Here is an 11837-nt window from a genome sequence, read left to right on the forward strand (position 1 = left end):
ATCCGTCTCAATCCGATCGGATTGCTCGCTCGAGTCTAAGGCTTGTCACCACGAAGATGGCGTTCAAGGAAGGGCAAATTGTCCTGTCCCCAATAGATCTCGCCATCATAGACATACGTGGGAAAGCCGAAGACGCCGCTGTCGCGCGCATGCACGCGGTCTGCCGACCATTTGTTCTGGACATCATCGTCGGCTTGTCGCCGGAGGAGTGTTGCGCCGTCGAAACCCGCTGATGTCACGATCGCCTCGCGCACGTCGGGCTTGCCGATATCCCTCGCCTCGCTCCAGAAGGCATGCTGCAGGGCGCGGGCAACGCCGATCCAATCCTGTCCGTCGAGATAGGCCGCAATCACGAAGAGGGATGCCGGCGTCGGATCGCTCAAATCCGGGCGATGTTCGAGCCGCAGTTCCTTGCCGCGCACGCGCGCCCAGCGCTTGAGGTCCCGCGTCCAGTAAGCGCGCCGGATCTCCGGGCGATTGCGCGAAAAGATACCGCCATTTTCCTCGACCACCGTCGTCAAATAGGGCGTGATGACGACGTCGTTCTTTGCCGCAAGTTCGGCGAAGACGTCGAAGCCGATGTAGGACCAGGGCGAGCCGATAGAAAAGAAGTACTCTACTGATTTGGTCACTGATGCATGTTCCCTGCGAGGTGATTGTTCTGGCATCGAATGGTCGACGGCATTTTCAGGAAGCGGATCTAACTTCGGATTGGGCTTTCCATCCGAGTTCCGGTGCGATCAGCGTCACGAAGTCGTGGAGAATCTGTCGATACTCCTCGTGCTCGAACTCGTAAGGGAGCTCCAGCCTCAACTCGCCGACCTCAGGCAAGATCGGATCGGCAAAAAGCTGCGCCAATATCTCGTCCGAGGTGCCGACGACATCACGGGCGAACAGGGTGCGCCGCTCGCCCTGCGGTGAAAGGGTTCGCTCATGACGGCCATCGGCATAGTCTCGATACCGGCGCCGCGTTGCGGCATCGGCGCTATCGAAAGGCACGATGACGCGGCCCAGCGCGACCCGGCGCTGCGTCCCGGCGGCGCGATAGGTTTGGATCAGCCGCGATTGCGCGGTGAAGAAATCATCGGTCCCGTCGCCCGTTATCACATTGCCGGTCAACAGGTTGAAGCCATTGCGGCCGGCCCATTCGGCCGAGCGCTGCGACCCGCCGCCATACCAGATCCGGTCGATCAGGCCCTTGGCATAGGGCTGCAGCCGTGGCCGCTGCGGACCGAAGGGCGTCTTGATCAAGGTCTGCTCGTCGCCCAGATAAGTGCCACGCAGATTGTCGGCAAAGCGCAGCACGCGATCATGCGAGAAATCGTAACCCGTCCAGTCGCCGTCGAAGGCAAGCGGAGCGATCAGCTCGGCGTGCAGCGGCCGGCCGGCGCTGACGCCGATATTCAGCCGCCCGCGCGACAGAACATCGACGGTGGCGAGATCTTCGGCCAGCCGGTAAGGGCTCTCGTAACCGATCGGGATGACCGCGGTTCCAAGCTCGATCCGGCTGGTTCGCTGCGTCGCCGCCGCCAGGAAGGCGCTCGCGGAAGAGATTCCAGGCTCCAGGTGCCGCTGCCGGACCCAGACACTGTCGAAGCCCAGATCTTCGCCATATTGCAGCTGCTCAAGCGTCTGCTCCAAGCCCGACAAAGGATCGCCGTCGGGATAATTGCCGGGTGTGAGGAAGCCGATATGGCTGATGGGTATGTTGCCCACGCGTGCCATCCGATGATCAGTATTTCGGCAGGCCGGGCGGGTTGGTCTCGGATGCCGGCAGGGCTTCCTCGGAGAGATGCCAGTGGTCGAGTATCTTCGCGTAGGTGCCGTCCTTGATCAGACCGTTGGTGGCAATGGTGAGCGCATCGGCCAGTCCGCTTCCTTTGCGAGTGGTGATCGCGACGTCCGAGCGATCCGGCCAGCCGGCGCTCAGCGTGCCGACGCGTTTGATGTTCTTGTCGCGCGCGGCGATGAAGACGAGCTGTGCATGCGGCTGGACGATGACATCGGCCCGGCCGGAACGCAGCGCGAGAAGGCTTGCCGCCTCGTCGTCGTAATATTGCAGCTCGATCGGTTTCAGGCCCGCTGCGACATCTTCCTCGCTCCATTTCACCAGGATACGCTCCTGGTTGGTGCCGGCCCCGACAACGATCCTGAGGCCCGCCGCATCCTTGGGCTCCTTGATCGAGGTGATAGGACTGTCGGATTTTACGAAGAAACCATGCAGGCCCTGGCGGTAGGTGGAAAAATCGAATTTTTCCTTGCGCTGCTCGGTGACCCCAACATTGGAGATGACGGCATCATACTTGCCCGAGGCGAGGCCGAGCGGCCAGTCGATCCAGGCGACCGGCACGATCTCCAGTGTCAGGCCAAGGCTGTCGGCGATGGAATAGGCATAATCGGGATCTGCCCCGACCACGGTCTTGGCGTCCGTGGCATAGGTCGCAAGCGGCGGGCCGCCGGGGCTGACGGCGATGGTGAACTTGCCAGGTGTGACGAACTTGAATTCCCTGGGGATTGCGGCAATCGCCGCATCGTTCCTGGCGGCGTGAAGCCGGCCTGGCTGCTCTGGGCTGAGGTCGAAATCCTCGGCTGCATGAGCTGCGCCGAAGAAAAGGGCCGACGCCATGGCGGCGATCAGCAGGGTCCGGAATGCCGGAAAGGCAATCATCGTCTTCAATCTCCAAATTGTCAGGCAGGAATGGCCGGCAGCATTGCCGCCGGCCCAATAGGGATCGATCAGGAGCCGCTCTTCGGCAGGCCCGGTGGGTTGGTCTGGGCCTTGTCGATCGCCTCCGGACCGAGGTTCCACGTATCGAGGATCTTCCGGTAAGCACCGCTGGCGATCAGGTCGTTAACGACACCGGTCAAGGGCGCGGCCAGGCCGCTGCCCTTGCGCGTGGTGACGGCAATTTCTGCGGTGATCGGCCAACCGCCGCTGACGGTGCCGACGAGCTTGGTCTTGCCGTTGATCCCCGCCGAATAGGCCTGCGTCGCGTTCACGCTGAAGACGGTGTCTGCTCTGCCCGACTGGACGGCAAGATCCTTGACCGCATCGTCGTCATAATATTGCACCTCGATCGGCTTCAGGCCGGCGGCGACATTCTCACGATCCCATTCCAGCAGGATCTTCTCCTGGTTCGTGCCGGCATCGGTGATGACCTTCAGACCGGCAATATCTTTCGGCTGCTTGATCGAGGTGATCGAGCTGTCGGACTTGACGTAGAAGCCAAGCTCGTCCTTGCGATAGGTCGAGAAATCGAATTTCTCCTTGCGCTCTTCCGTGACCGTCACGTTCGAGATCACCGCGTCGAACTTTCCGGAGGTCAGCCCCAACGGCCAATCGGCCCAGGCGACGGAAACGAGTTCGAGCTTCAGGCCCAGGCTGTCGGCAATCGCCTGCGCCAGATCGACGTCGTAACCGATAACCGTCTTGGAATCGGAGGCATAATCATGCAGCGGAAGATTGCCGCTCGAGCTGATGCCGACGGTGAAGACGCCACTTTCGACGAACTTGAAGTCCTTGACTTCGGCAATGCGCTTCTCGTTCTTTTCCACCCGCAGCCGGTTGGGCTGCTCGGGGCTGAGATCGAACTTCTGCTGCGCCTGAGCGGAACCGAAACCGATCGCGGCAATGGTGACGGCTCCCGCTATCAGAAGCCTTGCCCTATCTGTAAATGTCATGCCCCTTCTCCATTTCATCTTTAGGTTGTGGTTATTGTTATTCGGCCGGAGCAGCCCGTCGCGGCCCGGCATTTCGCCAGCGCTATCAGGCGCTAGAGAACCTTGGCGAGGAATTCCCGCGTACGGGGATGTTCCGCTTGTGCGAAGATGCGGGCCGGCGGGCCAGCCTCCAGGATGCGGCCGCTTTCCATGAAGACGACCGTGTCGGCGACTTCGCGGGCAAAACCGACCTCATGGGTGACGATGACAAGCGTCGTGCCGGTGCGGGCAAGTTCCTGGATGACGTCGAGCACTTCGCCGACGAGCTCCGGATCGAGCGCCGAGGTCGGCTCGTCGAAGAGCAGCACCTTCGGGCGGAGCGCCAGTGCGCGGGCGATCGCCACACGCTGCTGCTGGCCGCCGGAAAGCTGGCGCGGATAGGCGTTGACCTTGTCGCTGAGGCCGATACGTGCCAGCAGCTCCTGCGCCAGCTGCACGGAGTCCTCACGGCCGATGCCGCGAACCTGGATCGGTGCCTCGATGAGGTTTTCGAGCACGGTCAGATGCGGGAAGAGATTGAAGCTTTGGAAGACCATGCCGATATCGGCGCGGCGTTTGAGGATATCCTTCTCCTTGAGCTCGTAGAGCGTATCGCCCTTCCTGCTGTAGCCAACGAAATCGCCGTCCACCGAGATAAACCCCTCATCGACACGCTCCAGGTGGTTGATGGCGCGCAGAAGCGTCGACTTGCCCGAACCGGACGGACCGAGGATGGCGGTCACGCTGCCGGCGGGAAGGCTGAGCTCGACATCATCGAGCACTTTCAGCGAGCCGAAGCTTTTGGAAATGCCGTGAATGCGCACCGCGCCGCCTGCGGCCCGCAGCGTCGCCGCATCCCGGAAACCGATCTTGCGCACGGTGTCGGTCGCCGTATCGAGGACAGGCAGCGGACGGCGGAAACGCTCGAAAAATGCCTGGAAGGGCAACGGCGTCGGATTGCGCACGGCGCCTTTGGAGAAGTAGCGTTCGATATAGCGCTGAGCGATCGACAGCACCGTCATGATGATCAGATACCAGACGGTCGCGACCATCAGCAGCGGAATGACTTCGAGATTGCGGCGGTAGATCACCTGGACCGTATAGAAGAGCTCCGGCAGCGCCAGCACGTAGACCATGGAGGTGCTCTTCGCCAGTCCGATGAGTTCGTTAAAGCCGGTCGGCAGAATCGAACGCATGGCCTGCGGCAGCACGATTCGGAAGGCCTGGCGGCGGCGCGGCAGGCCGAGTGCTGCGGCGGCCTCCAACTGTCCGTGATCCACCGAGAGAATACCGCCGCGCACGATCTCGGCGAAGAAGGCCGACTGGTTGAGCGTCAGGCCGAGAAAGGCGGCTGCAAAGGGCGTCAGCAACTGCACTGTGGGATAGTCGAGGAAGACGGTATCGGTGAAGGGAATGCCGATCTGGATCGTCTCATAGAGGTAGCCGAGATTGTTCAGGATCAGCAGCAGCACGATGACCGGGATTGAGCGCAGCAGCCAGATATAGCCCCAGGAGAGACCGGAGAGCAGCGGCGACTTGGAAACGCGGGCAAGCGCCAGGGCCGTTCCGAGGATGGAGCCGGATATGGCGGCAAGCACGGTCAAAAGCAGCGTCCTGCCGAGACCGACGAGGACTGGTTCGGCAAAGAACCATTCAGCAAAGACGCCCCAACCCCAGCGCGGATTGGTGAAGATGGAATAGAGCACGACGACGATGACGATGGCAGCAAAGATCGTGCCTGCCAGGCGGCCCGGATGGCGCGCCGGCACGATGCGGTAACGGGAATGATCCTTCGATTCTGCCGTCCTGCTGCCGGCGTCGATGCCGGCGAAATCCGTCGTCAGTGCCATTGTGCTTCCCTTTTATGATTGTCGGTCTTTGCCGTTTTCAGAAATTTGCACCGGCCACGCGCAGGCGCGGTTCGGCATCTTCGTGAGCAGGTTCAGCGAGATGAGTGATGTCCTTCTCGAAGGGCAGGCTCTTGTAGATCTCGGGATCGGCGGATGTGTCGAAGAGAGCGGTGTAGCCGTAGTTCAGATAGAGGCCGACGGCCTCGGGCTGGCGAAAGCCGGTCGTCAGATAGATGCGGGAATAGCCCTGGCGAGCGGCCTGGGCCTCCAGCTCCACCAGCACCTTGCGGGCAAGGCCCTGACGGCGCAGATCGGAGCGCGTCCAGATGCGTTTGAACTCGGCCGTGCGGTCGTCATAGTTCTTGAAGGCACCACCGCCGATGGTTTCACCATCACGGATCAACAGGAGAAAATTGCCCTGAGGCGGCGCAAAAGCCTCAGGAGGATAACGGTTGAGCTCGGCCGCAGCACCTTCGGCATTGAAATAGTTGCCGTAACGGCTGTCGTATTCGTAGATCAATTCATCGATCAGCGGCTTGGCGCGCGGGTCGAGAGGGCTAGTATACAGAAACGTATCGCTCATATCGTTCATCACCCGTTGTCATCAGTGAGGAAGGTTTCGGCGAGCCGCACCCAGTAGCGGGCGGCGGGCGCGATGATCGCGTCGTTGAAATTGTAGTGGGCGCTGTGGAGAGGAGCGCTGTCGCCATTCCCGACGAAGAGATAGCTGCCGGGATTTGCCTGCAGCATGAAGGCAAAATCCTCGCTTGCGGTTCTCGGCCGGAAATCCTTCTCGACCGCCGCGGGGCCGAGTGCGTCGTAGGCGACGTCGCGGGCAAAGGCCGTCTCCGCAGCATGGTTGATCAGCGCCGGAAAGCCGAGGCGGTAATTCACATCCGCCTCGGCGCCGAAGCTTTCGGCTTGGGCGCGTGCAAGTGCCGGAATGCGCTCTCGCAACAGCTGGCGGACCGTCTCGCTGAAGGCCCGCATGGTGAGCTTCATCTCCACACTTTCGGGGATGACGTTTGAGGCGGAGCCGGCATGGATCGAGCCGACGGTCGCGACCGCCATATCCTGCGGGTCGACATTGCGCGAGACGACGCTCTGCAGGGCGGTGATAAAGGAGGCCGAGGCGAGCACCGGATCGACGGCGCGGTGCGGTTCGGCGCCGTGGCCGCCCTTGCCGATGATCTTGATCACCGCCTGATCGACCGAGGCCATGGCGGGGCCGCTAACGAAGCCGAATTGTCCCGCGGGAACACCCGGCCAGTTGTGCAGCCCGAAGACCGCATCGACAGGAAACCGTTCGAACAGGCCTTCCGAGATCATCTTGCGGGCGCCGGCGCCGATTTCCTCAGCGGGCTGGAAAATCAGCCGCAACGTGCCGCTGAAATTGCCGCTTTCGGCGAGATAACGCGCGGCAGCGAGCAGGATCGACGTATGCCCGTCATGGCCGCAGGCATGCATGACGCCGGGGTTGCTGCTGGCATAGGCAAGACCAGTTGCCTCCTCGATCGGCAGCGCGTCCATGTCGGCGCGGATGCCGATCCGCTTTTTACCCTCGCCGCGCCTGAGGGTGGCGACGATGCCGGTTCCGGCAATGCCCGTCGCCACCTCATAGCCCCAGGAGGAAAGGCGGGATGCCACAAGCTTGCTGGTCCTGAGCTCCTGGAACGCAAGCTCCGGATATTGATGCAGATCGTGGCGAAGCGCGATGATCTCGTCGAGATAGGTGGCGATGCCCTTGTCGACAGGATCGTTGCTGCTTGGGTTCTGAGCGATGATGTTCATGACGGTTCGTCGGCGCCTCAGGCGCCGACAGCCTTTCCGCGCTCGACCTGATCTGCGCCCGCCGTGTAGCGGCTTTCACGGAAGGGCAGGCCCAGATGGTCGCGCAGCGTCTCGCCCTTCAGGACGGGATCGAAATAGCCGCGCTCCGTGAGGATCGGCAGAACATATCTCGAGAAATCGTCGAAGCCCTCGGCGATGACAGGGAAACCGAGGATGAAGCCATCGGCAGCGCCATGGTCCACCCAGCGGATGATTTCGTCGGCAATATGATCGGCCGTGCCGATGAAAGCCGTGCGCGGCGTTGCCGAATCGAGCGCGACCTGGCGGAGCGTCAGGCCTTTCTCCCGCGCCGTCTTCTTGATGCGGTCGGTGGTGGCGCGGAAATTGTTCCTGCCGATATCGCCGAGTTCGGGGAATGGCGCGTCGAGCGGATAGACACTGAAATCATGATGATCGAAGAAGCGGCCGAGATAGAGCACTGCCTCCTCTGTCGTGACGAGGTTGCGAATCGCCTGATACTTGGCTTCCGCCTCGTCCTGCGTCGCACCGACGATCGGCCCGATACCAGGATAGATGCCGACTTCCGCGGCGCTGCGGCCATGGGCAATCACGCTGTCCTTGAGCTGACGGTAGAAGGCCTGCGCATCCTCGAACGGCCCACCATTGGTGAAAACCGCGTCGGCATGCTTGCCGGCGAGCCTGATGCCGGAATCCGAGGCGCCGGCCTGGAAAACGACAGGTTGGCCCTGCTTGGAACGGCCGATGTTGAGCGGCCCCTCGACCCGGAAGAAACGGCCCTTGTGGTTGAGGCGATGCATCTTCGTCTTGTCGACAAAGACGCCGGTCTCACGGTTGCGGAGGAAGGCGTCGTCGTCCCAGGAATCCCACAGGCCCTTGATCGCATCGATATAATCCTCGGCGATCTCGTAGCGCAGTTCGTGCTCGGGATGTTCGCGGCTGTAATTGCGGCCGGATCCCTCGAGCGGCGAGGTTACCGCATTCCACCCTGCCCGGCCGCCGCTAATGAGATCGATCGAGGCGAACTGGCGGGCGATGGTGAAGGGATCGCTGTAGGAGGTCGAAACTGTGCCGACGAGGCCGATCTTCGAGGTCGAGGCGGCGAGCGCCGAGAGAATGGCGATCGGCTCAAACCGGTTGAGGAAATGCGGGATGGACTGCTCGTTGATGTAGAGCCCGTCGGCGACGAAAGCGAAAGCGATGCCGGCCGCCTCCGCCTTGCGCGCGGTCTTGACGAAGAACTCGAAATTGACGCTGGCATCGGCCGGTCCGCTTGGATGTTTCCAGGCATTCATGTGACCGCCGGGACCTTGCAGCATGATGCCGAACGTGACGTGTTTTTGAGCCATGGGATCAGTCCTCCTTGGAAACGATCAGGCGACGAGGGAAAGCCGCTCTTTGGCGAGAAGCTCGATGGAAGCCAGGCGCTCGGCAACCGAAAGCGCCGGCGTGTCCAGCACGAACTCCTTGACCCCATAGCGGCGGTGAAGTTCGTCCAGCTCCTTGCGGATCTGCTCCGCCGTGCCATGCAGCACGCTAGGCACCTTCTCCTCGATGCGGTAATCGGTGACGCCGGCCTGGCGGGCGAATTCGGCCGCCTGCTCCTCGCTGCCGACATTGACGGTCTGGCCGTTCGGCAGGAACACCTTGACGATGCGCAGATTGCCGACGCGCTCGCGGGCATAGTCCTCGCTTTCGGCGGCAAAGGCGGCGAGTGCCAGGATCGGGCGCTTGCCGCCGGATGCCCGCTCATAGGCCTCGAAGGTCCTGCGCAGATTGTCAGGATCGCCGTTCAGGTGACCGGCGAAAACGAGTTCCCAGCCCTTCTCGGCAGCGAGTTCGGCGCTTTCGACGGTGGCGCCGAGCAGGAAACGCTCAGGCGCAGTCGGCGGGAAAGGCGTTGCCTGCGCGCCGTCGTAATTCGGGTCCGCAGCGAGATATGTGTTGAGATCGGAAAGCTGGCTCGCGAAATCCGGCTTCCTGGCCGGATCGACGGCAAGCTGCAGGGCGCGCGTCGAGAGAGGAAAACCGCCCGGCGCCTTGCCGACACCGAGATCGACGCGGCCGGGCGCAAGCGATGCCAGAAGATTGAAGGTCTCGGCAACCTTATAGGCGCTGTAGTGCTGCAGCATGACGCCGCCGGAACCGATGCGGATCCTCGATGTCCTGGCGAGAAGATAGGCGATCAGCGCCTCCGGCGCCGAGCTTGCCAGATTGGACATGTTATGATGCTCGGCGACCCAGAAACGGTGATAACCGAGCTCCTCGGCCCGAGTGGCAATCTTTACCGTCGCCCGCAGCGCATCCGCGGCCGTCAGCCCCTGTTCGATGGGGCTTTTGTCGAGAAGACTGAGGAGGTAGGTCATGGCACCACGATCCGATCCCTGGTTGCAAAGTTTAGTCTATAAAATCAGTAGACAATCTTCATTATAAGAAATGACATTCTCTTTCGAACGCGTTGAGTGAAAAAAGCGGCCGCACCCAAGATGGAAAATCGGATGCTGGGAATGTGTCTCGCCGCCACCGAAAGGCTTCTTTCAATCGACCACTTGATGGTCTATATTCTGGTCGAAAGGGAGTAGCCGCATGAAGCTGTCAGAACAGGTCAAGCCGATCAGCTATCTCAAGGCGCATGCGCCGGAGATCATCCGGACATTGAAGGATAACCCGCAGCCGGTCGTCATTACGCTTCACGGAGAAGCGAAAGCCATCCTTCAGGACGTCGGCCAATATGAAGAAACCCAGGAGACACTGGCGCTCCTGAAGGTACTGGCGCTCACCAACCGGCAAGTCGAGGAGGGTAAACTGCGCCCTGCTGCGGAATCCTTTGCGCGCATCCGCAAACGTCTGGCGGACAGCCAATCCTGATGCCATATCGTGTTCTTTTCGCCGAGGATGCGGAACGCGACATCGAAGATCTCTATCGCTTTATCGCCGGTCGCGACGGCGCCGAGACGGCAGAGCGCATTCTGACGGACATCGAGCGCGCGTGTGCCGAGCTTGAAGAATTCCCTGCCCGCGGAAATATTCCGAAGGAGTTGGCGGGGATCGGAATTTCCGAATATCGGGAACTGCACCATAAGCCGTGGTGCATGATCTATCGCATCATGGGCACTGATGTCGTCGTCTACTGCGTGGTAGATGGACGGCGCGACATGCAGAGTTTTCTGGAGCGAAGGCTCATCCGCGCTTAGCCACACGCTGCTCACACGGAGGCTGAACACTGTCCAACCTTCCGTCCGGCCGGCGCATTTGGCCGCAGAAGCGCCATCAGCATCAAGCCGATCGCGAATTCTCCGTTTTCGCTTCCCTGTCGGTCAAACTCTGGACGGCGAACGCAATGCTCACCGCGCGATTCACGACCGCCGCAAGAACGGACATGTGGGTCTCGCCGGCATAAAGCTCGAATTCGGTACGCAATCCGTCGGCGGCCCCGTCTAGTCGCTCCGCCATCTCCCGCGCCAGGAGGACAGTCCGCTCGATCTTCCTCTTCTCCAGACGTGCCGCCGCATCCTCGTTCCGGTACTGGAAGGGTGCCAGCTCATCGCCTTCGTATTCTCCGGCAGACAAATGCAGGAAGGGTGCATTTCCCGGTATGACTTGACGGCGCGCCTCATTCTTGAGGATTTCGCTGTTCTCCCAATAGATGGTCGGGCTGGCCGCAATCCAATTGGCAAACAGACCTGGACGCTCGAACAGGCCATAGAGAGTAAAGAGGCCACCGAAGGAATGTCCGAAAAGCGATCGGCGCATCGGATCCAGGATCACCATCTCTGCAATGCGCGGTATAAGCTCGTTCTCGATGAAATCGAGCAGCTTACCGGTCCCTCCAATGACAACCGGCGGACCGCCCTCAACGAAGGGCGGATAGGATTTGACCGGCGGAGGCCCCAGGTCCCAAGACCGGCGGAGCGGATCATAGGGCTCGTCGCACGGGTAGCCGATCGCCGCGATCACCCCCCAGCCGACATTCGTTCCCGTGGGATAAGGTGCCTGCGTGACCAAGCTGGCAACCGCGAAGGGGAAAGTGGCGTTGCCGTCGGTCATAACGAGAAGCGGCCATCCTTTCGCCGGCGGGCTCTCTGCCGGAATGGAAAGGAATATGCGATAGGGCTCGCCGCCCGCGGCAGGAGCCAGATCGAAAAAACACGTTCCGGGCATCGAATAGACGCTGGTAGGATTAGTCATGAGCATGTTTTCTGATGTTTGAAGAAAGGGATAGGGAAGGGAAACTGATGTCGGTGTGGTTCATGGGCGGGTTTCAGAGCTTTCCAGGTCGGTGCAACTCTTGCTGATATCCTGACTTTCACGAAAGCGCATCATGGCGATCACGGTTCACGTTTACACAGGCTGATCTAACCTAGTTCCAGGCATGATTTGAAGACCCGAGGCTATCGCGCGACGGTCCCGCTGTTCGATGGCCGGCCGCGACATTCAACGCGGGGTGCGATATTCCAACTTTGCAGAAACAGGACATTT

At 61.1% G+C, this 11837-nt stretch carries 12 protein-coding genes; 2 read left to right on the top strand and 10 right to left on the bottom strand.

The window, feature by feature from the left end:
* Positions 1–35: 35 nt before the first annotated feature.
* From ACD590_RS34755 to ACD590_RS34795, 9 genes are all read right to left on the bottom strand, one after another.
* Positions 36–632: a 2-hydroxychromene-2-carboxylate isomerase gene (locus tag ACD590_RS34755; protein WP_018246690.1), complete on the bottom strand. Its 597-nt coding sequence runs from the start codon at positions 630–632 to the stop codon at positions 36–38.
* A 55-nt stretch (positions 633–687) separates the two neighbouring features.
* Positions 688–1725: an LLM class flavin-dependent oxidoreductase gene (locus ACD590_RS34760; protein WP_439004356.1), complete on the bottom strand. Its 1038-nt coding sequence runs from the start codon at positions 1723–1725 to the stop codon at positions 688–690.
* A 7-nt stretch (positions 1726–1732) separates the two neighbouring features.
* Positions 1733–2668 (bottom strand): ABC transporter substrate-binding protein, encoded by a 936-nt coding sequence (locus ACD590_RS34765; RefSeq protein ID WP_047620422.1) that lies wholly within the window; start codon positions 2666–2668, stop codon positions 1733–1735.
* A gap of 68 nt (positions 2669–2736) precedes the next feature.
* Positions 2737–3681 (bottom strand): ABC transporter substrate-binding protein, encoded by a 945-nt coding sequence (locus ACD590_RS34770; RefSeq protein WP_439004357.1) that lies wholly within the window; start codon positions 3679–3681, stop codon positions 2737–2739.
* Between the two features lie 92 nt (positions 3682–3773).
* Complete coding sequence (locus ACD590_RS34775; protein ID WP_439004358.1) at positions 3774–5549, bottom strand: amino acid ABC transporter permease/ATP-binding protein; 1776 nt, start codon at positions 5547–5549, stop codon at positions 3774–3776.
* Between the two features lie 37 nt (positions 5550–5586).
* Positions 5587–6144: a GNAT family N-acetyltransferase gene (locus ACD590_RS34780; RefSeq protein ID WP_026230616.1), complete on the bottom strand. Its 558-nt coding sequence runs from the start codon at positions 6142–6144 to the stop codon at positions 5587–5589.
* On the bottom strand, positions 6141–7340 hold the full coding sequence (locus ACD590_RS34785) for a M20 aminoacylase family protein (protein WP_028732315.1): 1200 nt from the start codon (positions 7338–7340) through the stop codon (positions 6141–6143). The genes ACD590_RS34780 and ACD590_RS34785 overlap by 4 nt, the downstream gene beginning before the upstream one ends.
* A 17-nt stretch (positions 7341–7357) precedes the next feature.
* Positions 7358–8707: an LLM class flavin-dependent oxidoreductase gene (locus ACD590_RS34790; protein ID WP_439004359.1), complete on the bottom strand. Its 1350-nt coding sequence runs from the start codon at positions 8705–8707 to the stop codon at positions 7358–7360.
* A gap of 24 nt (positions 8708–8731) precedes the next feature.
* Positions 8732–9724 carry an LLM class flavin-dependent oxidoreductase gene (locus tag ACD590_RS34795; protein WP_115157801.1) on the bottom strand — a complete coding sequence of 331 codons (993 nt, stop codon included), beginning with the start codon at positions 9722–9724 and terminating at the stop codon, positions 8732–8734.
* Between the two features lie 220 nt (positions 9725–9944).
* Between ACD590_RS34795 and ACD590_RS34800 the strand changes: the two genes are divergently transcribed.
* Together ACD590_RS34800 and ACD590_RS34805 are read left to right on the top strand one after the other, a co-directional pair.
* Positions 9945–10226, top strand: coding sequence for a type II toxin-antitoxin system Phd/YefM family antitoxin (locus ACD590_RS34800; protein ID WP_003591561.1), 282 nt, complete (start codon positions 9945–9947; stop codon positions 10224–10226).
* Entirely contained in the window at positions 10226–10552 is a 327-nt protein-coding gene (locus ACD590_RS34805) for a type II toxin-antitoxin system RelE/ParE family toxin (protein WP_047620417.1), read from the top strand. Before ACD590_RS34800 ends, ACD590_RS34805 begins: the two co-directional genes overlap by 1 nt.
* Before the next feature lie 82 nt (positions 10553–10634).
* Here ACD590_RS34805 and ACD590_RS34810 read toward each other — a convergent pair whose 3' ends face one another.
* Positions 10635–11546, bottom strand: coding sequence for an alpha/beta hydrolase (locus ACD590_RS34810; protein ID WP_115157800.1), 912 nt, complete (start codon positions 11544–11546; stop codon positions 10635–10637).
* Positions 11547–11837 lie beyond the last annotated feature (291 nt).

Source organism: Rhizobium sp. 862_C5_N1_2, assembly GCF_051811205.1.
GTDB classification, from domain to species: domain Bacteria; phylum Pseudomonadota; class Alphaproteobacteria; order Rhizobiales; family Rhizobiaceae; genus Rhizobium; species Rhizobium leguminosarum.

Bases quoted from the DNA above. Each gene is read 5' to 3' on its own strand.
- ACD590_RS34760 (WP_439004356.1), bottom strand. From the start codon at position 1,725: ATGGCACGCGTGGGCAACATACCCATCAGCCATATCGGCTTCCTCACA.
- ACD590_RS34765 (WP_047620422.1), bottom strand. From the start codon at position 2,668: ATGATTGCCTTTCCGGCATTCCGGACCCTGCTGATCGCCGCCATGGCG.
- ACD590_RS34770 (WP_439004357.1), bottom strand. From the start codon at position 3,681: ATGACATTTACAGATAGGGCAAGGCTTCTGATAGCGGGAGCCGTCACC.
- ACD590_RS34775 (WP_439004358.1), bottom strand. From the start codon at position 5,549: ATGGCACTGACGACGGATTTCGCCGGCATCGACGCCGGCAGCAGGACG.
- ACD590_RS34785 (WP_028732315.1), bottom strand. From the start codon at position 7,340: ATGAACATCATCGCTCAGAACCCAAGCAGCAACGATCCTGTCGACAAG.
- ACD590_RS34790 (WP_439004359.1), bottom strand. From the start codon at position 8,707: ATGGCTCAAAAACACGTCACGTTCGGCATCATGCTGCAAGGTCCCGGC.
- ACD590_RS34795 (WP_115157801.1), bottom strand. From the start codon at position 9,724: ATGACCTACCTCCTCAGTCTTCTCGACAAAAGCCCCATCGAACAGGGG.
- ACD590_RS34800 (WP_003591561.1), top strand. From the start codon at position 9,945: ATGAAGCTGTCAGAACAGGTCAAGCCGATCAGCTATCTCAAGGCGCAT.
- ACD590_RS34805 (WP_047620417.1), top strand. From the start codon at position 10,226: ATGCCATATCGTGTTCTTTTCGCCGAGGATGCGGAACGCGACATCGAA.
- ACD590_RS34810 (WP_115157800.1), bottom strand. From the start codon at position 11,546: ATGACTAATCCTACCAGCGTCTATTCGATGCCCGGAACGTGTTTTTTC.